Raw genomic sequence first — 19,789 nt, forward strand, 5'->3', positions numbered from 1 at the left:
CAAACGGGGTGAACTCGGGCGGGCATGACGACGCCCCCGCAACGGGGGTCGCGGGGGCGTCGTCAAGGGCTGTCCCGGGTCGGCCTGTGGGGACCGGCCCGTCGTGACCCGTTGGCGGGCTCACGGATCGCGCGCCTGCCGTCGGTCCTCGAACGGCAGGCGCGAGGTCGTAAGGCCGCCGGTCGGACTACCAGTCCTGGGCTTCGCGGCGGCGGCGCATGATCATGAACAGCGCGGCGCCGCCCGCGGCGAGCGCGGCGGCCGAGACCAGGGCGATCGTCAGCGGGGTGCCGGTGGTCGGCAGGTTCCCGTTCCCGGCGGGGGAAGTGGCTTCCTCGCAGGGGGACTCGGAACCGGCCGGGGTGCTCGGGGACGCGCTCGCGGAGGCCTCAGGGCTGCTGGGCTCCTCGCACACCGGGCTCGACTCCTCGCCGGGGCTGCTGGGCTCTTCGCCGGGGGACGAGGGCTCCTCGCCGGGAGAGGACGGCTCTCCGGACGGGGTATCTTCGTGGTCCTCAGGGCAGGTGTGCGTCAAGTTGAAGAAGGCACCTTCGCTGGGGTTCTCCACTTCAGCGGTCGCTGCAACGAGAGTCAAACCCTCGCCAGTAACGATGTACGCCTTGTTGTTCCCCGATCCTTCGATGATTCCGCCATCGGGATCCACGGCCTCGTAGGTGTACTCGTTGCCTTCGGCATCCTTGAAGGTCGCCTCGACGGAGATGAAATTGCCGTCTGCACCCGCAGACGAGGGCAGGACGAACACCCAGCCCTCGAGCCCGTCGTTCGGGTGCGCGCCCATGGTGGGCACCTGGTCGCAGCTGTGGTTTTCGAAACCCGCGGCGGTCGTGGGGATGTTGCCGTCGTTGATGGCGATGGTAACGACCTCAGCTTGCGCCGCCGAGGCGATGGCGAGTGAGCCGGCCAGGCCCGCCGCGGCTGCGAGGCCGAGGAGGCCGGCTTGTTTGAAGGATTGCTTGAGTTCCACTTGGGGAGGCTCCGTTTTCCGTCTGCCAAAGGAAACGAATGTGCCGGATTCGTGATGGGCACTGCCATCACGCGCACGGGCGGTGCTCGGTTGCAGCGCGATCCGGTAACGGAGAAGAACCGGGGTCCGGGCCCGGACACGGCAGCGCCCCCGCGGGAACCCCGCGGGGGCGCTGCCGAGCTCGGCGCCGCTGAGGTGGTGGGCCTCGCGGTGCCGCGTGACGCTAACGCGGCGAAGGCATCCCGCCGCGCGGCTTGCCAGGGCAGGTGTGCGTCAGGTTGAAGAACGCGTCGTCGTCGGGGTCTTCGACCTCGGCTTCGGCGTCCACGAGCGTCCAGCCCGGGGGCGTGATGATGTAGGCCTTGTTGTCGCCCGATCCGGAGACGATGCCGCCGTGGTCGTCGGTGTTGCGGATGCGCTCGTCGCCGTTCGCGTTCTCGAAGGTCGCGGTCACGGAGATGAAGTTGCCTTCGGCTCCGGCGGACGCGGGGAGGACGAACACCCAGCCGTCCTCGGTCTTGGAGATGTCGTCCGGCGGAATGTTGTCGCAGGACTGGTCTTCGAAGCCCTTTGCGGTCGTGGGCACGTTGCCGTCGTTGATCGGGATCGTCTCGACCGCGGCCAGCGCGGGCGAGGCGAGCGCGAACGAGCCGGCGAGGACGCCGGCGCTGACGAGTGCGGATGCGGTCTTGCCGAAATGTTTCAATTTCATAACGGAGACCATAGATGTTCCATACGCGGCTCGGGCCGAATAGGACGGATTTGTCGGAGGATCGAGGATCCGCTGTCGACTTCGGGCGGTGCGACCCGCGGCGAGGAAGCGCCCCCGCGGTTGGACCGCGGGGGCAATGCAGTGGGTATCGCGGGCTAGGAGTCGGCTTGGGCCCGGCGTCGCAGGAACATGAACAGCACGACGCCGCCGGCGGCGAGGACCAGTCCGAGCCCGAGCATGATGCCGGTCGAGCCGCCGGTGGTCGGCAGGCCGTTCGCGGAGGTGGTCTGCTCACCAGGCGCCGAGGAGCTTCCCGGCGAGGTGGTGCCGTTGCCTGGCGTGGTGGTGCCGTTGCCCGGCGTGGTGGGCTCCTCTCCGGGCGTGGTGGGCTCCTCCCCCGGCGTTGTGGGCTCCTCTCCCGGCTTGCCGGGGCAGGCGTGCGTGAGGTTGAAGAACGCGTCCGGCTCGGGGTCCGTGACCTGGGCCTCGGCGTCGATGAGGGTCCAGCCCGCCGGTGTGATGATGTAGGCCTTGTTGTCGCCCGATCCGGAGACGATGCCGCCGTTCGCGCCGGTGGTGTACACGTGCTCGTCGCCGTTCTCGTCCTCGAAGGTCGCGGTCACCGAGATGAAGTTGCCTTCGACGCCGGCGGAATCCGGCAGGACGAACACCCAGCCGTCCTGGTCGTTGCCGATCTCGTCGGCAGGGATGTTGTCGCAGGAGATGGTGCCGGCGCCTCCGGCGGTCGTCGGCACGTTGCCCTCGTTGATAGGGATCGTCACTTCCGCGGCCAGCGCGGGCGAACCGATCGCCATCGATCCGATCAGCGCCGCAGTGACCGCGAGCGCGAATCCTGATGCCGTCTTGCTACTTGTATTCCACGTCATATCGGTGACCATAATTGTTCCGGCGGCGATCGGGAGTCATTGAAACCGATTCAATGTGGATATTTCCAATCGCCGCGGAGCAATGCCGAGGAAACGTCGCAATTGGGGTCGAGGGCGGCGGTCGACAAGCCCATCGACCTCCGACGCCTATATCCTATAGGATATAGGCATGGCAGTGGCATTGAAGCTCACGTACGACACCGCTCCCGGCGCCTGGCATGAAGGCCTTCCCATCGGGGAGGGCCGCATCGGCGCGATGCTGTGGGGTCCCCGCATCGAACTCAACGAGGACGGCTTCTGGGCGGGCGACGGCTCCTGGAGCGTCCCCGAAGGCGCCGAAGGCCTCGCCGCCCAAGCCGCCGAAGCGGTCCGGCGCGGCGACTACTTCGCCGCCGACCAGCTCGCGTCCGGCATGACGGGCAAGGAGCCCGACGCCTACCAGCCCGCCGGCGCCTTCGTCGTGACCCACTCCGGCGACACCGAGACGGACGCGGCGGAGAGCCGGCCATCGGCAGAGCGGCGCGAACTCGACCTGCGCGACGGCGTCGCCACGGTGACGCGCGGGCGCGTCGAGCACCAGGCCTTCGCCTCCGCCGCATACCAGGTCATCGCCCTGCGCTGGAGCGCCGCAGCACCGTTCGACCTCGAACTGCGCTTCGAGTGGCCCCACGAAGGCGGCACCGCCGCTTCGACCGCGACCGCGTTCGACTTCACCGGCTGCGCACCCGTCAGCGTCTACGGCGGCAACCCCGACTACTCCAGCACCGAAGGCGTGCGGCGGCTCGGCCTCGACGCCCAGCTGCGCTCCGACGGCGAGATCACCGAAACCGAAGGCGGCCACCGCATCAGCGGTGCCCGCAGCATCGAGGTCTACGTCGCGCTCCGCTCCGACTTCGACGAGCGGGCCGCGCTCGACACCGCCCAAGGCGAGGCCCTGCGGGCCGCCGCCGAAGGCTGGTCCGCAGTCAAGGACGCCCACGTCGCCGCGCACCGCGAGATCATGGACCGCGTCAGCCTCGACCTCCGTCCACAGACCCCTGTGGACAACGCCGCTGCGCCCGAGACGACGACCGCCGAACGCCTGCACCGCCGCGCCGCCGGCGGCAGCGACGAGGACCTCGCCGTGCTCGCCTTCCAGTTCGGCCGCTACCTCCTGGTCGGCTCCTCGCGGCCCGGCACGCAGGCCGCGAACCTCCAGGGCATCTGGAACCACCACGTCACCCCGCCGTGGAACAGCGACTACACCACGAACATCAACGTGGAGATGAACTACTGGCCCGCCGAGACCTGCGGCCTCCCCGAGTTCCACGAGCCCCTGTTCGACCTCGTCGGCGACCTCGCGCGCACCGGCGTCGAGACCGCGCGCCGCCTCTACGACGCGGGCGGCTGGTGCTGCCACCACAACACCGACTACTGGCGCACCACCGTCCCGGTGCAGGGGCGCGCGTGCTGGCAGAACTGGCCCATGGCCGGCCTATGGCTCTCGATGCACCTCGCCGAGCGCTGGCGCTTCAGCCGCGACGAGGAGTTCCTGGCCGAGCACCTGCCGGTCGCCTTGGGCGCGGCCCGGTTCGCGCTCGACCGCCTCTCCGAGGGCAAGGACGGCACGCTCGTCACCAACCCGGCCACCAGTCCCGAGAACGAGTTCGTCACCCCGCAGGGGAACTCGGCGGTCGACGAGTCCACCGGGATGGACGCGACCCTCGTGCGCGAGCTCTTCGCGTTCGTCCTCGAAGCGGCCGACGTGGTCGCCGAGACCCTCCACGGCGACGACCTCCACCTCGTCGCGGGCATCAAGGCGGCCGTGCCGCGCCTGGCCGGACCGAAGATCGGCGCCGACGGGCGCCTCCTCGAATGGGCCGAGGAGCGCGAGGAGGCCGAGCCGAACCACCGGCACGTCTCGCACCTGTACGGGGTCTACCCCGGCGGCTCCTTCGCGGACTCGCCCGAACTGCTCGACGCCGCCAGGAAGAGCCTCGAAGCGCGCGGCGACGCGGGCACCGGCTGGTCCCTGGCGTGGAAGACCGCGCTGTGGGCGCGCCTGCGCGACGGCGACCGCGCGCACCGCCTGCTCGGCGAGTTCCTCACGCCCGTGGGCTTCCGCGGCGACGGGGCGGAGTACGCGGACGGCGGGGTCTACGCCTCGCTGCTGTGCGCGCACCCCCCGTTCCAGATCGACGGGAACTTCGGCACGACCGCGGCGATCGCGGAGATGCTCGTGCAGTCGCACCGCACCGAGGACGGCGCTCCGGTGATCGAACTGCTGCCCGCGCTCCCGAGCGCCTGGCCCGAAGGCGAGGTCCGCGGCCTGCGGGCCCGCGGCGGTGTCACCGTCGAGCGGCTCGTCTGGAGCGGCGGCGAGGTGACCGAGGCGACGCTGGTGTCCACATGCGACACCGTGGTGCGGGTCCGAGGCGAGGCGGTCCGCCTGTCACGCGGCCAGAGCTTGACCCTCAAGTACTAAGGGACGCAGGGGAGCGGCCGGAGCCATGAGGCTCCGGCCGCTTGGGTATGAAGAGCGGACCGCCGGTCAGCAGTCGAACGACTCCAAGGTCGCTCCGACGGCGACGCCGCAGACCGACCAGTGGAACGCTCCGGTCGCGTCCGCGTTGACCAGCGCGATCCCGCTGTCGGATCCCACCGGCGTTCTCGGGCCCTGGATCGAGTTGTCGCACTCGGCGGCCTCGGCCGAGGCCGCCACCGCGATGCCGCAGACCTGCCACTTGGCGAAGTCCCGCATGTCCGCGTTGACGACGGTCGGCATGCCCCCGTGGTCCCACGGGGCCTCCGGCAGCGGATACCCGTAGGTCTCCGCCTCGTGCGCGGTGTCGGCGCTGAGCAGTGTCGCGCAGGCCGTGTCCACGAGCGGACCGGTCTGGTCCCTCTCGCACAGCACGGGCAGCATCGAATCGTGCTCGGTCTCCACCGTGGCGATCGTCAGCCAGTCGGGAGTCGAGGCCGAAGCCGCTCCTCCTGAGAGCGCCGCTGCGGCGACAGCGGCGGCCGAGACCGCGGCCATGGAGGTGTTGCCCATTGTTCTCTACCTTTTCTCGACCTGGCCCGAGCGTGCGGCGGGCTAGTAGTCGCCCTGGTCGTGGCCCTTGTCCGGGTACCCGTCCTCGTCGTCGATGTGGTCGGTGTTGTCGCAGACCTGGCCGAAGGACTGGGTCAGGACGTTCTGGCCGCAGATCTGCCAGTGGAGCGCGCTCGAGAGGTCCGCGTTGACGCCCGAGACGTCGCCGGCCCAGACGCCGGACTGCGGGCCGTCGCCGATGTGGTCGCGGTTGTCGCACACCTGGCCGTAGGACTGGGCCAGGACGTTCTGGCCGCAGATCTGCCAGTGGGCGAGCGAGGACGCGTCGAGGTTGACGAGGCTCACGTCGCCGGCGTGGACGCCCGAGTTCTGGGCCATCGCGGGCGAGGCGGCGGCACCGAGGACGGCGACACCAGCTGCAGCGAACGCGGCGGTTGCGGTGATCTTGCGCATTGCGTGTGTTCCTTTCGAGTTCGGAAGGGCGGGCCCGTCGGGCCCGCCCCGTGATCGACCTACTGCGCCGTGTTGGGCATGTGGTCGTAGTTCAGGCACTGCTGGTCCAGCGACGGCGAGACGCCGATGTTCTGGCCGCAGATCTGCCAGTGAGCCGCATCCGAGATGTCCAGGTTGGCCAGGGACGTGTCGCCGGCCCAGACGCCGGACTGCGGGCCCTCGCCGATGTGGTCGCGGTTGTCGCACACCTGGCCGAAGGACTGCACGAGGACGTTCTGACCGCAGATCTGCCAGTGGGCGGCGCTCGACGCGTCGATGTTCAGCAGGCTGGTGTCGCCGGCGGTGACGCCGGAGTTCTCGGCCATGGCCGGCGAGGCGACGGCGCCGATGGCGGCGACGCCCGCAGCGGCGGCGATGACGTAGGTGGACTTGCGCATTGGAGTTCCCCCGAATCGTTGTATTTCGAAACCGTCGGGGCGGGACCTGGCCCGCCCCGACGGGACTTGCTCGACCGCGCCGTTACTGGGCGTCGGCCGACAGGTGGTCGTAGTTCAGGCACTGCTGGTGCAGCGACGGCGAGACGGCGATGTTCTGGCCGCAGATCTGCCAGTGCAGCGCGCTCGAGACGTCGCCGTTGACCAGCGAGGTGGCGCCGGCGTCGACGCCGGACTGCGGGCCCTCGCCGATGTGGTCGCGGTTGTCGCAGACCTGGCCGAACGACTGGGTCAGGACGTTCTGGCCGCAGATCTGCCAGTGGGCCAGGCTCGAGGCGTCCAGGTTCACCAGGGAGACGTCCCCGGCGGTGACTCCGGAGTTGTTGCCACCGGCCATGGCGGGAGCGGCGGAGAGAGCGGCGGCGCCGGCGGCGACGGCGGCAACAGTGAGAACCTTGCGCATGAGTTGCGTTTTCCTTCTAGGTTGTGCGCCCGGAAGGCCCGGGCGGCTTTGGGTTCGTCTTCCCGCCCCGTTCGGGGGCGGTGGTGCGAGTGACTTCCGCGCGTCGGAGCGCCGGAGGGCGTGGGATGCGAGACCCCAAGCACTGCAACCGGAGGGAGAGTTTGAAGGCGGACTTCAAGTTCCCCGCGCACCGACGCGCGGAGGCCCTAGTCTGGGGCGACGGACAGCTCGGCGGCGCGGTCCAGCGGCCGCCCCAATTCCCCGATCACCGTGCGGGAGAGTGACACCTCTTCCCCCGCGGCGGACGGGGAGGCGCAGACAGCGGTGTGGCCGCTGTCGACGCTGACACCTACGGTCGAGCCTGTGGCTCCACCGGGGATGATCTTCAGGTCAGGCAGTCCGGGGCCGTCGTACAGCCACGGCCTGGCCGAGGTGCGCGGCACGCCGCGCACGTCCTCGACAGTGGATCGTTCCGTCCCCCGCTCGTGTTCGGCGGAGCACTCGGCGGCGGCGGCCGGCCGGCCGCTGTTCGCTCCGTGGAGCGACGCCGCCACCTCGTTGGAGGCCTGATTCGCCGTAAGCATGGTGAAGCTCGGTTGTCCTGCGGCACCGACGGGGACGCTCCCGGGCGTCGTCCCGTCGCCGAGGCGCAGGCCATCGGTCACCAGTCGCGCCAGTACATCGACCGGTTCGGTCGAGGGCGCGACAGTCTCGTAGACACCGGGCACCGCGGAGGCCGGGCCGTCCGCAATGGAGGCCGTTCCCTTCACCAGGTTTCCTACCAGCGGTGCCACTACTTCGGCAGTGCGGTCTCCGACGGACTCGTCGTCCAAGTCGAGTAGGCCAGGCACGGCATCGCCCTGCAACACAGTGCGTACGGCCCCGCCCGTCTCGACCACCAGGGAGTCCACCGGCTCGTCAAGGCCCGACACCAGCCCCGAGACCTCCCCCTGCCCCGCCGTCGCCCGATGTCCCAGCTGGTTCTGCGGGACCAGTCGCGCGGCCAGGCGCGACATGTCGGACACCTCTGCGGAGAGGGGGTCGGTCATCGCGGCAAGGCCCTGCGATGCTGCGGAATCGTCTGATGCCCAAGCGGATGCGGCCAACGCGAAGGCCCCCAAGAGCAGGGACCCGAATGCGGTGAGCGCGGCGCCGAGGAGGAATCGGACCACGCTGAAGCGGCGAGTGACCTCGCTGCCTCCGGCGATGCGTCCCATCGTCTCCCCCGTCGTCCTGAACCTGAGCGCGAGCGTTCTCGCCGCTCGCAACTGTTAGAACGAAACGGGACGGATCAGGGATACGGGGTGAAGGATATTTTATCGCCGGAAATAGGGTGAGTCGGACTCATGGCGCCTGGTCTCACTTACCGCCGACAACAGGACGCACAGCGCATCCCTGCTCACCCACAGCAGCGGTTAACAGACTGTTTACACGACTTCAACGAACGAGAAATTGCCCTTTGGGAGCGTGGCAGCACAGCTTCACGGCTCGCGGCTCACCTTTCACGGCGCGGTTCGGGCGAAGCTGCACCCGCGTCACCGTTCGAAGGGCTCCTACCTGATGGCTATCAAGGCCGAGTACATCTGGATCGACGGCACCGAGCCGACGGCCAAGCTGCGTTCCAAGACCAAGATCCTCGACGAGGGCCAGGAGCCCCCGATCTGGGGCTTCGACGGCTCCAGCACCAACCAGGCCGAGGGCCACTCCTCCGACTGCGTGCTGCGCCCGGTCAAGGTCACCCCGGACCCGATCCGCGGCGGCGACTCGATCCTGGTCCTGTGCGAGGTCCTCGACACCGACTTCACCCCCCACCCCACCAACACCCGCGCCAAGACCGCCGAGCTCGCCGAGCAGTACGCGGGCCAGGAGTCCTGGTTCGGCATCGAGCAGGAGTACACCTTCATGGTGGGCTCGCGCCCGCTCGGCTTCCCCGAGAACGGCTTCCCGGCCCCCCAGGGCGGCTACTACTGCGGCGTCGGCGCCGACGAGATCTTCGGCCGCGAGATCGTCGAGAAGCACCTCGACAACTGCCTCGCCGCCGGCCTGCCGATCTCCGGCATCAACGCCGAGGTCATGCCCGGCCAGTGGGAGTTCCAGGTCGGCCCGGCCTCCGCGCTCGAGGTCTCCGACGCCCTGTGGCTGGCCCGCTGGCTGCTCTACCGCACCGCCGAGGAGTGGAACGTCTCCGCCACGATCGACCCGAAGCCCGCCAAGGGCGACTGGAACGGCGCCGGCTGCCACACCAACTTCTCCACCAAGGCCATGCGCGAGGACTACGAGCCCATCATCGCCGCGTGCGAGGCCCTGGGCCAGGACGACAAGCCCGCCGAGCACATCGCCGTCTACGGCGACGGCATCGCGGACCGCCTCACCGGCGCCCACGAGACCGCCCACTTCACCCAGTTCTCCTACGGCGTCTCCAACCGCGGCGCCTCGATCCGCATCCCGTGGCAGGTCGAGAAGGACAAGAAGGGCTACCTGGAGGACCGTCGCCCCAACGCGAACATGGACCCCTACCTGGTGACCGGCAAGATCGTCGACACCGTCTGCTCCGCCCTGGAGAAGAAGGGCCTCGTCTAACCCCGAGGACCGCAAGAGCGAGCAAGGGCGCCGCGCTTCCGCGCGGCGCCCTTCGCCGTGCCCGGACCAGTCGTCGAAATCACCTGGAGCAGCCCGTTATCGCAGCTCAAACCCCTGGAAGCCGACGTATATAATGGCCGGGCCACTCCCCCGGAACCCCATGCAGAACGGTCAAATGCGCATCGACAACCCAGCCGCGACCTCGGAGATGACCCGGCGCGCGCTCGCATCAGGAAAACCCGCCTCCATCGGGCGCATCTACGAGTGGGGCCTCTACCACCGGTCGAAGCTGGCCGTCGACGTCCTCGCGCGACTCGCGCACCCCGACGACCCCGGCGTCTTCCGCGACCTGCCCGCGGGCGCCGACCGGATCGACCGCGACCGCTGCAACCTCAGGGCCGTGACCGCCCTGGGCGCCTACCTCACGCTCATGGCCCGCGACAAGGACGAGTACGCGTGGGCCCTCGAAGTCTTCGAGCTCGCGCGCCGGCTCGGCCCCCGCCGCCTCCCGGTCGAGCACCACGACATGTACGTGATCGCCGCCCATCGGGCCGGGCGGCCCGAGCGGGCGCTCGAGCTGCTGAACGAGCTCAGCGGCGTCGGCAACCCCCTGCGCCGCGGCCTCCCCGTCCTCGCGGCCCATCCCGAGCACGGCGGCTCACCCCAGGAGTACCTGCGCCGGTTCAAGCAGTTCACCGGCTGGTCGGACCTCCTCGACCTCCCCGAGGGCGAACCGCTCGGCATCGAGGCGCTGCAGACCGCTCCCGTCAAACCGGTCGAGCACGGCCCGCTCATCTCGGTCGTCATGTCCTGCTACAAGCCCGGCCCCGCCCTGCTCAGTGCCGTGCGGTCCGTCATCGCGCAGAGCTGGCAGCAGTGGGAGCTCCTGCTCGTCGACGACGGCTCCGGCCCCGAGTACGAGGCGCTGCTGCTCGAGGCGGTAGGCCTCGACCCGCGGGTGAAGCTCCTCGTCCAGCCCGAGAACGCCGGGACCTACCAGGCCCGGAACCGCGCCATGGCGGTCGCCGCAGGCGAGTTCCTCACCGGCCTCGACTCCGACGACTGGGCGCACCCGCTGCGGCTCGAACGCCAAGTGGCCGCCATGCTCGACAACCCCCGCGTCGTCATGGTCGAGTCCCGCAGCCTCGCCGTCCGCGACGACCTCGCGCTCATGGTCGACCCCGAGGTCGCGCTCATCGCCTCCCGCTCCACGCTCGTCATGGTGCGCACCGAGGCGATCAGGGAGCACATCGGCTTCTACGACGAGGTGCGCAAGACCGCCGACTCCGAATTCCGGATGCGCGTCAAGGAGCACTTCGGCCCGCGCTCCTGGAAGCGCATGAAGGGCGAGCCGCTCACCCTGGTCCGCTACAGCGGCACCACGCTCTCCAGCGGCGAGGTCGGCCGGTACTGGATGACCACCAGCCGCCTCGCCTACCACTCCGGGTTCACGCACTGGCACCACCGCATCCGCAGCGGGCAGGCCCCCGCGTTCCTGCACTCCTACCCCCGGCCGCGGCCGTTCCCCGTGTGCGAGGACATCACCCTCCCGAACTCGCAGCTGAAGAGCACCGTGCACGACCGGGTCTACGCCGCCGACTGGTGCCGGCTCGACACCGCGCGCTCCGCCCTGCTCGACGCCGCGGCGGCCGACGCCGACGCCGGACTCCGGATCGGCTTGGCGCACTGCCCAGAATGGCAGCAGGTGGACGGCGAACGCGGCCTCATCCACCCCGCCGTGCTCGAGACCGCCGCCGCCAAGGGCCTGCGGTTCACCGACGACACCGGCACCTCCCCGGTGGTCGTCCCCACCGACGCCTACCGGGAGCTCTACCTGTTCGAGCGCCCCGAGACCGACCCGGCGCTGGTGCAGTCCGCCGGGCACGCCGAAGCGCCCGCCCCCGACCACCCCGTCGTCCCCCGCGCCCGCTTCGACCGCGCGGCGCCCCTGCGTGAGGCCGTGCGCCGCCGCGACCTCGCCGCCGCCGCGCTCGGCCTCGGCGCCGTCGCCGCGGAAGCGGCGGTGACCTGGGCCGTCGCCCCCGCCCTGACACCCTGGGCGGTCGCCGCGGGCGCCGCCGTCTGGATCGGCGCCTCATGCGCGGTCCTCACCTGGAAGACCGCCGGCGCCCTCCGCCCGTGAACGTCCACTCGAACCGCTCCCCTGGGAAGACACGAATCCGCGCATCATGAGATTGATCCGAACGTTCAAGAAGGCGCTCCGCCAGCCCCTGTGGCTGGCCGCGGCGGTACTGCCGCTGGCCCCGCTGCTGGTGCTGCCGTTCGGCGGCGGCGCCCCGGCGATGCTCGCCATCGCCGCCGCGGGCCTCGTCCCGCTCGGGTCGCTCACCGCGCTCACCGTCTGGCACACCGGGCGGCGCATCCGCGAGCAGACCGCGCGCCCCACGCTCAGCCCCGCCGTCAGGACGGGCACCACGAGGCTGCCGCGGCCCCGCCAGCGGGAGCTGGACCGGTGGCGGGCCCGGCTCGACGGCGGATGGGCGATCACCGCCGGCGCCGAGCTGCTGCGCGCCGCCGAGGACGAGGAAGAGCACTCCGAGTACCGGGTGCGGGCGCTGACGGCCCTCGCCGAACACCACGCCGCCAGGCGCCGCGAGGCGAGGGCGCCCCGCCACCACGACCTCGACATCGTGATCGTCTCCGCCATGAACCTGCTGGGCGGCACCACCTCCGCGAACGAAGCCGAGATCCTCGCCTACCGCGGCGCCGGCCTGCGCGTCGGCGTCGTGCACCACCCGGTGTACGACCGGGCGCTGGACCGGCCCGTGCACGACAAGATCCGCTCGCTCATCGACGACGAACGGGTCGTCGAGGTGCGCCCGCACGACTCGGTGCGGTGCGACCTGCTGATCGTCAGGTTCCCCACGGCGATGGAGCGGCTCATGGACGAGCTGCCGCAGATCGACGCCGGCCGGTCCGTGCTGCTGGTGAACCAGACCCCGCACGAGGAGTACGGTCCGGCGGGCGGATACGGCACGTCCTGGAACATCCGCGACGTGCACGCGAACCTCACCAAATGGATCGGCCCGCACACCTGGTACGCGATCGGGCCCGCCGTGCGCGACGTCCTGCGGACCCACCACGCCCACGACATGGCGGACATCGACCTCGCGGCCGACTTCTGGTACGAGACGATCGACCTCGCCGAGTGGACCCCCGCAAACCGGCGGGTGCGGGGCCCGAACGACCCCGTGCGGGTGGGGCGGCACAGCCGCGACCACGTGACGAAGTTCCCGAACATGGCGAAGCAGCTCCTGGACGCCTACCCGGCCCGCGACGACATCGAGATCCACGTCCTGGGCGGTGAGCACGCGCTGCGCCGCATCGTCGGCGGGCCGCCCGCCGGATGGGTGTCGCACCCGTTCGGCGCGATCACGCCCGTGGAGTTCCTCGGCGGGATCGACGTGCACTCCTACTTCATCGACCACCAGTACATCGAGGCGTTCGGCCGCTCGCCGCTGGAGGCTATGGCCGCGCGCGTGCCGTGCATCCTCCCGCCGAGCTTCGCGGAGCTGTTCGGCGAGGGTGCGGTCTACTGCGAGCCCGCGGAAGTCGAGGCCCATGTCAGGCGGATCGCGGACGACCCCGCGTACCGGGCGGCCCGCATCGAGGCGGGCCTGCGGGTCATCGAAGAGCGGTTCTCCCCCGCGGCCCTGATCCGCCGCGTGCGGGGGCTGGGCGCCACCGGCGTCCGGCCGTCAGTCCCGACCGACACCGAGCAGATCGTGAGCGCAGCCTAGTGAACCTCTCCGTGACGTCCCTGATCGGGCGCGTGCGCCGCTCGAAGCGGCTGAGCGCCGCGGGCGGCGGTGCCGTGCTCGCGACGCTGGCCGCCGCCGCGCTGGTCCTCCTGGTCCCGCCGTGGGCGGGGCTGGTGCTGACCGCGCTCGTGCTCGCCGTGCTGGCGACCGGGGCGGTCGCGGGGACGCGCCTGCTGCTCAGGCTGCACCGCGACCGCGACGCCGAGACGCTCATCGGCGACGACGCCGCACCCGACCTCGCCGGCGGCACGGCCGCCCGGCGCGCCGCGAAAGCGCGCGAAGCGCTCGCCGGGGGCTTCCCCGACAGCGCGCTCGAGATCGCCAAGGAGACCGCCGCCGACGCGGGCGTACCCGTCGACCGGCGCATCGAGCTGATGCGGACGGTCCTGGACTGGTACCGCGACGACGAGCGGGCGCGCCGCGAGGGGCCGCGCCGGTCGCGGCTGGACGTGGTGGTGGTGTCGCATTTCGGCCTGCCGGGCGGGAACACCTCCGCGATCACCGCTGACATCCAGGCGTACCTGGAGCTGGGACTCAGCGTCGGCCTCGTGCACCACCCGGTGTTCGACTGGCGGATCGACGCACCGATCAGCGAGCGCGTGCTGCAGCTCGTGGACGGTGAGCGGGTGCGCCTGCTCGGCGCCCACGACGAAGTCGAGTGCGAGCTGGCGGTGGTGCGGCTCCCGACGGTGCTCGCGAAGCCGCTCGAGTCGCGGCCCGCGGTGATCGCGCGGTCCACTGTAGTGATCGCCAATCAGACCCCCTACCGGTTCTACGGGCCCGACGGCCCCCGCGAGCAGGCCTGGAACATCGCCGATGTCGAAGCGAGCGTGAGGGATTGGCTCGGCCCGCACACGTGGTACGCAGGGGGTCCGGCCGTGCAGCGGATCCTCGAGCGCCATCACGCGGAGGCGTTCTCGGGGCTGGAGCTCGCCGACGAGCCGTGGAACGAGTGCATCGACCCCGCCCACTGGCGGCAGGAGAAGCGCCGCGCCGGCGACGGCCGCATCCGGATCGGCAGGCACTCCCGCGACCACCGGGTCAAGTGGCCCGAGCACGCGTCGGTGCTCCGCCAGTGCTACCCGGAGGCCGACGGCTTCGAGATCCACGTCCTCGGGGGCGCCGAGACGCCCCGCCGGATGCTCGGCAGGCTCCCGTCGAACTGGACCGTCCACCAGTTCGGCGCGGTCGCCTCCAGCGAGTTCCTGGCGGGCATCGACGTCTTCTCGTACTACATCGCGAGCGACGGCGCCGAGGCGTTCGGCCGCGCCCCGCTCGAGGCGATGGCCGCGGGCGTGCCGGTGATCATGGACCAGGTGTTCGAGCCGACGTTCGCCGACGCGGCGCTGTACCGCGCCCCGGAGGACGTCGCGTCGACGGCCCGGCGCCTCATGGACGACCCCGACTGGTACGCGTCGCGGCAGCAGGCGGCCTGGGCGTTCGTGGACGAGCACTGCTCGCCGCGCTCCCTGGCCGAGCGGCTGTCCCGCCACGGCGTCGGAGCGCTCAGCGCCTGAGCCCAGGGGGCGGATATACGCTTTCCTCACCGCGGTCCGCGCACCCCTGCACGCGGAACCCCGCCGCGCTGATGAGAGGAACATGATGAGTCAGCCCCGGGAGCAGGGCCGCCATGCGGCGCAGCGCCTGCCGAACGACACGGCCGAACGGGAGTTCGACGTGGTGATCGTCTCCGATCTCACCCTGCCGGGAGGGACGACCGCCAGCAATATCAGCGAGGTGCGGCTGCTCGCGGCCGGCGGGCTGACCGTCGGGCTGTTCCACCATCCGCGCCGCGACTACGACCCGCCGCGCTCGATCAATCCCAAGGTCCTCGAACTCGTGGACGGCCTCGGGGTGTCGCTCGTCGAACCGGAGGCGAAGGTCCGCTGCGGCCTGCTGCTCATGCGGTTCCCGCCGTTCGCCTCCAACCTGGGGCCCGGGCTCCCCGCCATCGAGGCGAAGCGGAAGCTGCTGGTCGTCAACCAGACGCCGGTGACGCACTACGGCGGGGCCGAACCCGGTGCCGACGTCTGGGACGTCGCCGGCGTCCACGCGAACCTGCGCGCCTGGATCGGCGATCACGAGTGGATCGCCGCGGGGCCGCGGGTCAGGGAGGCGCTCCTGGCCCATCACGGCGCTGCGATGCGGGACGTCGCCCTGGAGGACTGGTACTGGTACCCGATCATCGAGACCGGCGATGCCCCCGCGCGGACCGGCCGTCCCGTCTCCCGCCCCGTGCGGATCGGGCGCCACTCGCGGGACGACATCACCAAATGGCCGGCCTCGGCGGCACTGCTGCGAGCCTGCTACCCCGACGACGACGCCTTCGAGGTGCACGTCCTCGGCGGTGCGGTCGCGCCGCGGCGCATCCTCGGGCAGCTGCCCGAGAACTGGACGGTGCACCAGTTCGACGCGATCGCGCCGGGCGAGTTCCTCGCCGGCCTGGACTTCTTCGTGTACTACCCGGACCCGTCGATGCTCGAGGCCTTCGGCATGGCCCCGGCCGAGGCGATGGCCGCGGGCGTTCCCACCGTGCTGCCACCGATCTTCGAGCCGCTCTTCGGCGCGGGCGCCGTGTACGCCGAGCCCGACCGGGTCCGCGACGTGCTCCTCGAATTGGCGGACGACCCGGCGCGGTACGCCGAGCTGCGGCGCGAAGGGCCGGCCGTCGTCCGCGAGCGGTTCGGGACCGCCGCCCACCGGGCGCGGTTCGCTGCGGTGGGCGTGCCGCTCTGACCGGAACCGGGGGCAGGCGTCCCCGGCGGTGACGCCGGCCTCGAGCGGGCCGGGACCGAGCATTGTGGCCTGCATGGCAGCAGCCGAACCGGGTACGCTGGATCGACGCCCGATCGAGGAGACTCGAAAGGCCGCACCCCGCGATCGCGACACCCTGCCCCCGTCGCCGACGCTCCCTCGGAAGGACGACATGCCCACCACCGACGACCCCTCGGACCGTGAGGAGGTGCTCCGGTCCAACCTGCGCCAGTTCCGGCGCGGCGGCGTCAGCAACCGCGCCGTCATCGCCTCCATCCTCAGGTCGGGCTCCCGCGAGGCCCGCGACCTCCTGGCCTTCCGCGCGGTGCACCCGCGGCTGCCGCTCGAGGCGATCGCCGCCGCCGCCGCCGACGACCCGGCCGCGTTCACCGGCCACCGGATCGACCTCAACTGGATGTCGGCGCTCGCCAGGGTCCACCTCCTCGGCAACACCTCCCGCGAGGACCAGCTGCTCGGCCTGCGGCTCTACGACCTCCTGCTGGCGCACTGCCCCGCGGAGAAGATCGCCAAGCGGGACAAGGAGGTCCACCTCCAGGCCAGTGCCGCGCTCGGTGCGCCCGAGAGGGCCGCGGACCTGCTGCGGCAGTACCCCGACGTGCACCCCGAGGTCGCGTACGGCGTGCGCGCGGACCTCGCCAACCCGTGGACGGGCATCACCCCGTCCGAGGACTGGCTGCCCGAATTCGCGGCGCTCTTCCCCGGGCCGCCGATCCGCTTCACCGACGACGCCGGGGCGGCCCCGTTCGACCGCATCACCGCCGACCCGCTCCCGCCGGTCGACGCCGGGCCGACGATCGCGGTGATGGTCACCTGCTTCCGGCCCGACGAGACGATCCTGACCGCGATCCGCTCGATCCTCGCCCAGACCTGGCGGAACCTCGAACTGCTCCTCGTCGACGACGGCTCCGGCGACGAGTACGCGGAGCTGCTCGAGCGGTGCGCCGGCCTCGACAGCCGCGTCACGCTCATCCGCTCCCCCGAGAACCGCGGCACCTACCACTGCCGGAACCTCGCCCTCGACGCGACGAGCGCCGCCTTCGTCACCACCCACGACTCCGACGACTGGATGCACCCGCAGCGGCTCGAGCTCCAAGTCGCCCCGATGCTCGCGGACGATGCGATCACGGGCACCAGCTCCGACTGCGTCTTCACCACCGACCGCCTGGAACTCAACCGGGTCGGCCGCCTCCACCGCTCGCTGTGCACCGCGGCGCTGATGTACCGCCGCCCCCGGGTGCTGGAACGCCTCGGCTACATGGACGCGGTGCGCAAAGCCGCCGACACCGAGTACTTCCGGCGCATGAGGGCGGTGTTCGGCGCGGACGCCTTCGTGCACCTGCCCCAGAACCTCACCCTGGTGCGCACCAGGGCCGACTCCCTGTCGGGCGGCGACTTCCGCGCCGGGTGGATCCACCCGGCCCGTGCGGTCTACCGCTCCTCGTACGAGGAGTGGCACCGCGCGATCGCCGCGCAGGACGCCTCGCCGTACCTGCCGCGCGGCGAGCGGGGCCCGTTCTACGCCCCCCGCCAGTTCCGGCTGGCGCCGCCCGACCCCGAAGCCCTCGACGTCGTGTTCGCCGCCGACCTCACCTCGACCGGCACGCCGCGGCTCTCGTTCCTGAACGATCTGCGGGCCTGCGTCGAAAGCGGGCTGCGCGTGGGCGTCATGCACCTGCCGACGCTGCGCTTCGCCGACATCCGCCGCCAGCCGCTGCTCGCTCCGGTCCAGGCGCTCGTGAACGCCGGCAAGGTCGCCCACGTGCTCTTGGAGGACCAGGTCGACATCGGCGTCCTCGTCGTGCGCAACCCCTCCGCGGTCCAGTACCCGCCGCACGCGGTCAGCCGGGCGCGCATCGGCCGCCTCGCACTGCTCGCGGGTTCCTCGCCCGCCGCGCCGTTCGGCGAGCTCCACTACGACCCGTCCCGGTGCGAGGCGCTCGCCGAGCGGCTCTTCGGGCTCGCCCCGGTGTGGGTGTGCCGGAACGAGTCCGTCCGCGAATCGCTGCCGTTCCTCGGTGCCGCCGCCGACCGCGTCGCCGACGCGCTCCTGCCGGAGGTGGCGCGCCGCGACGGCCCCGTACTGCCCCGCTCGGGCTTCCGCGGCGACCTCCCGGTGCTGGGCCGGTTCGACTACTCCGAGGGGCACCGCTCCTGGCCGTCCACTCCCGAGACCCTGCTCGGCGCGTACCCGGCCGACCCGCGCGTGGACGTGCGGCTCATGGGGAACCTCCGCGTGCCGCTCGAGCGCCTCGGGCGCACGCGGCTGCCGGCGAACTGGACGCGGTACGACTTCGACCCCGCCGCCGTGCGCAGCTTCCTGCACCAGATCGACTTCTTCGCCTGCTTCCCGCACGAGGACGTGTCCTCGATCCCGGCCGCGGAGGTGCTGGAGGCGCTCGCCGCCGGATGCGTGGTGCTCATGCCGGAGCGGCTGCGCGGCGTGTTCGGCGAAGGCCCGGTGTACTGCGAGCCCGCCGAGGTCCTCGACGTGGTCGCCGAATTCCGCGCGGACCCGCCGCGGTTCGCGGAGTACTCCCGCAAGACCCAGCAGGCCGCGCTCGAGCGGCACGGCCCGGCGGACCTCGCCGCGGGCCTCCTCCGGCTCGTTCCGACCCCGCACCACTGACTTCTGAGGAGATTTCCATGTCGCAGCCCCGCAAGGGCCCCGGTCGGACGGCGCGTCGAACGGCCGGACTGCTCGCCGCCCTCCTCGTCGCGGGCGGAGCCGCCGCAGCCCTGCTCGGCCGCAGCGAACTCGCCCTGACCGCGCTGGTCGTCGCGAACGGGCTGGTCCTCGCCGGCCTGATGCGCCTCGACCGGAGCGCCGTGCGGCGCGGGGAGCTCGCTGCGCTCGCCGCGCAGGTCCGTGAGACCACCGATGCCGCGGGGCGGGTCGAGCAGGACCTGGACGCGCTGCGTGAACGCGCCGAATTCGCCGACCAGCGGCTGCTCGCCCTCGTCGAGCGCGAGCGCCTGGTCGCCGAGGAGCGCCACCACGAGCTGATGCGCTCGCTCGGCGGCGCCGCGAACAGCGACGCCGCGCCCTCGGACGAACCGGTGCGCGGCGTGCGTTGAGCTCTGCGGTAAGCCCTAGGCGCCCCAGGTCTCGGGGACCGGCAGCGACTCGGTCAGCGACATGCAGGCGGTCTGCACGGCCTGGCCGCCGCCGCCCGCACCCCACTGGCAGGAGATCTGGATGAGGTGGCGGCCCGAGAACAGGTAGTAGTAGTGCCCTTCGCGGAATCCTTCCGCGTCTTCGGCGTAGAAGTACCGGTGCAGGCCCTGCTCGCGGTGGACCAGGGCGTCACGGTAGTTGTCGGCCCGCGAGGTGTTCCCCAGTTCGGCGTCGTGCGGCTGGACCAGCGCGATCTGCCCGGCGCGGTCGGCCGTCCCGGCGTCCTCGGGCAGGTAGTAGGAGCTGACGATGATGAGCTCCGATTCGGTGCCGCCCGTGAGCTGGAAGACCCAGTCGCGGTACTCCGGAGTCACGTGGGCGGGGCGCTCGGCGCCGTCGAGGGCTTCAAAGCCCGTGGGCGCCGCGAGTTCGAGTTCGTACGGCGCCTCGGGGGCCGCCTCGGCGGCGGGCGTCTCGGTGCCGTCGCCGGCGCCATCGTTCGACGCGGTGCAGCCGGCTGCAAAGGCGAGCACTCCGGCCAGCGCGATCAATCGCTTCATTGTGAACTC

General features: G+C 71.4%; 17 protein-coding genes. 8 read left to right on the plus strand and 9 right to left on the minus strand.

Annotated features, from left to right (window positions below; translation table 11 throughout):
- Positions 1-187: 187 nt before the first annotated feature.
- From AB0I03_RS08055 to AB0I03_RS08065, 3 genes are all read right to left on the minus strand, one after another.
- Positions 188-985: a hypothetical protein gene (locus AB0I03_RS08055; protein ID WP_360408378.1), complete on the minus strand. Its 798-nt coding sequence runs from the start codon at positions 983-985 to the stop codon at positions 188-190.
- Positions 986-1,208: 223 nt separating this feature from the next.
- On the minus strand, positions 1,209-1,697 hold the full coding sequence (locus AB0I03_RS08060; protein WP_360408381.1) for a hypothetical protein: 489 nt from the start codon (positions 1,695-1,697) through the stop codon (positions 1,209-1,211).
- Positions 1,698-1,852: 155 nt separating this feature from the next.
- Positions 1,853-2,584 carry a hypothetical protein gene (locus AB0I03_RS08065; protein ID WP_360408384.1) on the minus strand — a complete coding sequence of 244 codons (732 nt, stop codon included), beginning with the start codon at positions 2,582-2,584 and terminating at the stop codon, positions 1,853-1,855.
- Positions 2,585-2,753: 169 nt separating this feature from the next.
- Here AB0I03_RS08065 and AB0I03_RS08070 point away from each other — a divergent pair, with 169 nt between their 5' ends.
- Positions 2,754-5,048 (plus strand): glycoside hydrolase N-terminal domain-containing protein, encoded by a 2,295-nt coding sequence (locus AB0I03_RS08070; protein ID WP_360408387.1) that lies wholly within the window; start codon positions 2,754-2,756, stop codon positions 5,046-5,048.
- Positions 5,049-5,114: 66 nt separating this feature from the next.
- Here the strand turns inward: AB0I03_RS08070 and AB0I03_RS08075 are convergent, their stop codons facing one another.
- The 5 genes from AB0I03_RS08075 to AB0I03_RS08095 all read right to left on the minus strand — a co-directional run bounded on the left by AB0I03_RS08075 (position 5,115) and on the right by AB0I03_RS08095 (position 8,185).
- Positions 5,115-5,618 (minus strand): hypothetical protein, encoded by a 504-nt coding sequence (locus AB0I03_RS08075; protein ID WP_360408390.1) that lies wholly within the window; start codon positions 5,616-5,618, stop codon positions 5,115-5,117.
- Between the two features lie 42 nt (positions 5,619-5,660).
- The gene (locus tag AB0I03_RS08080; protein ID WP_360408393.1) at positions 5,661-6,071 is read right to left on the minus strand and encodes a hypothetical protein; all 411 of its coding nucleotides are present in this window, start codon (positions 6,069-6,071) and stop codon (positions 5,661-5,663) included.
- 59 nt (positions 6,072-6,130) lie between these two features.
- Positions 6,131-6,508, minus strand: coding sequence for a hypothetical protein (locus tag AB0I03_RS08085; protein ID WP_360408396.1), 378 nt, complete (start codon positions 6,506-6,508; stop codon positions 6,131-6,133).
- 82 nt (positions 6,509-6,590) lie between these two features.
- Entirely contained in the window at positions 6,591-6,968 is a 378-nt protein-coding gene (locus tag AB0I03_RS08090; RefSeq protein ID WP_360408399.1) for a hypothetical protein, read from the minus strand.
- A gap of 206 nt (positions 6,969-7,174) precedes the next feature.
- Entirely contained in the window at positions 7,175-8,185 is a 1,011-nt protein-coding gene (locus AB0I03_RS08095; protein ID WP_360408402.1) for a hypothetical protein, read from the minus strand.
- 343 nt (positions 8,186-8,528) lie between these two features.
- Between AB0I03_RS08095 and glnII the strand changes: the two genes are divergently transcribed.
- From glnII to AB0I03_RS08130, 7 genes are all read left to right on the plus strand, one after another.
- The gene (gene glnII / locus AB0I03_RS08100) at positions 8,529-9,548 is read left to right on the plus strand and encodes a glutamine synthetase GlnII (RefSeq protein ID WP_270117811.1); all 1,020 of its coding nucleotides are present in this window, start codon (positions 8,529-8,531) and stop codon (positions 9,546-9,548) included.
- A 175-nt stretch (positions 9,549-9,723) separates the two neighbouring features.
- Positions 9,724-11,691, plus strand: a complete 1,968-nt coding sequence (locus AB0I03_RS08105; protein WP_360408405.1) for a glycosyltransferase family 2 protein — start codon at positions 9,724-9,726, stop codon at positions 11,689-11,691.
- Positions 11,692-11,737: 46 nt separating this feature from the next.
- The gene (locus tag AB0I03_RS08110; protein WP_360408408.1) at positions 11,738-13,309 is read left to right on the plus strand and encodes a hypothetical protein; all 1,572 of its coding nucleotides are present in this window, start codon (positions 11,738-11,740) and stop codon (positions 13,307-13,309) included.
- 11 nt (positions 13,310-13,320) lie between these two features.
- A complete protein-coding gene (locus AB0I03_RS08115; RefSeq protein WP_360408411.1) occupies positions 13,321-14,847 on the plus strand; it encodes a glycosyltransferase in 1,527 nt (508 codons plus the stop codon).
- 82 nt (positions 14,848-14,929) lie between these two features.
- Positions 14,930-16,066: a glycosyltransferase gene (locus AB0I03_RS08120; protein ID WP_360408414.1), complete on the plus strand. Its 1,137-nt coding sequence runs from the start codon at positions 14,930-14,932 to the stop codon at positions 16,064-16,066.
- A gap of 190 nt (positions 16,067-16,256) precedes the next feature.
- Complete coding sequence (locus AB0I03_RS08125) at positions 16,257-18,731, plus strand: glycosyltransferase family A protein (RefSeq protein ID WP_360408417.1); 2,475 nt, start codon at positions 16,257-16,259, stop codon at positions 18,729-18,731.
- Between the two features lie 17 nt (positions 18,732-18,748).
- Positions 18,749-19,180, plus strand: a complete 432-nt coding sequence (locus tag AB0I03_RS08130) for a hypothetical protein (RefSeq protein ID WP_360408420.1) — start codon at positions 18,749-18,751, stop codon at positions 19,178-19,180.
- Between the two features lie 15 nt (positions 19,181-19,195).
- Here the strand turns inward: AB0I03_RS08130 and AB0I03_RS08135 are convergent, their stop codons facing one another.
- The gene (locus AB0I03_RS08135; RefSeq protein WP_360408423.1) at positions 19,196-19,780 is read right to left on the minus strand and encodes a hypothetical protein; all 585 of its coding nucleotides are present in this window, start codon (positions 19,778-19,780) and stop codon (positions 19,196-19,198) included.
- Between the last annotated feature and the right edge of the window lie 9 nt (positions 19,781-19,789).

Origin of the sequence: Glycomyces sp. NPDC021274 (assembly GCF_040641195.1) — a bacterium.
Taxonomy (GTDB): Bacteria; Actinomycetota; Actinomycetes; order Mycobacteriales; family Micromonosporaceae; genus Glycomyces.

Excerpts from the sequence above, each read along its gene's own strand:
- AB0I03_RS08060 (WP_360408381.1), bottom strand. The coding sequence starts at position 1,697 with ATGAAATTGAAACATTTCGGCAAGACCGCATCCGCACTCGTCAGCGCC.
- AB0I03_RS08065 (WP_360408384.1), bottom strand. The coding sequence starts at position 2,584 with ATGACGTGGAATACAAGTAGCAAGACGGCATCAGGATTCGCGCTCGCG.
- AB0I03_RS08070 (WP_360408387.1), top strand. The coding sequence starts at position 2,754 with ATGGCAGTGGCATTGAAGCTCACGTACGACACCGCTCCCGGCGCCTGG.
- AB0I03_RS08075 (WP_360408390.1), bottom strand. The coding sequence starts at position 5,618 with ATGGGCAACACCTCCATGGCCGCGGTCTCGGCCGCCGCTGTCGCCGCA.
- AB0I03_RS08080 (WP_360408393.1), bottom strand. The coding sequence starts at position 6,071 with ATGCGCAAGATCACCGCAACCGCCGCGTTCGCTGCAGCTGGTGTCGCC.
- AB0I03_RS08085 (WP_360408396.1), bottom strand. The coding sequence starts at position 6,508 with ATGCGCAAGTCCACCTACGTCATCGCCGCCGCTGCGGGCGTCGCCGCC.
- AB0I03_RS08090 (WP_360408399.1), bottom strand. The coding sequence starts at position 6,968 with ATGCGCAAGGTTCTCACTGTTGCCGCCGTCGCCGCCGGCGCCGCCGCT.
- AB0I03_RS08095 (WP_360408402.1), bottom strand. The coding sequence starts at position 8,185 with ATGGGACGCATCGCCGGAGGCAGCGAGGTCACTCGCCGCTTCAGCGTG.
- glnII (WP_270117811.1), top strand. The coding sequence starts at position 8,529 with ATGGCTATCAAGGCCGAGTACATCTGGATCGACGGCACCGAGCCGACG.
- AB0I03_RS08105 (WP_360408405.1), top strand. The coding sequence starts at position 9,724 with ATGCGCATCGACAACCCAGCCGCGACCTCGGAGATGACCCGGCGCGCG.
- AB0I03_RS08110 (WP_360408408.1), top strand. The coding sequence starts at position 11,738 with ATGAGATTGATCCGAACGTTCAAGAAGGCGCTCCGCCAGCCCCTGTGG.
- AB0I03_RS08120 (WP_360408414.1), top strand. The coding sequence starts at position 14,930 with ATGATGAGTCAGCCCCGGGAGCAGGGCCGCCATGCGGCGCAGCGCCTG.
- AB0I03_RS08125 (WP_360408417.1), top strand. The coding sequence starts at position 16,257 with ATGCCCACCACCGACGACCCCTCGGACCGTGAGGAGGTGCTCCGGTCC.
- AB0I03_RS08130 (WP_360408420.1), top strand. The coding sequence starts at position 18,749 with ATGTCGCAGCCCCGCAAGGGCCCCGGTCGGACGGCGCGTCGAACGGCC.
- AB0I03_RS08135 (WP_360408423.1), bottom strand. The coding sequence starts at position 19,780 with ATGAAGCGATTGATCGCGCTGGCCGGAGTGCTCGCCTTTGCAGCCGGC.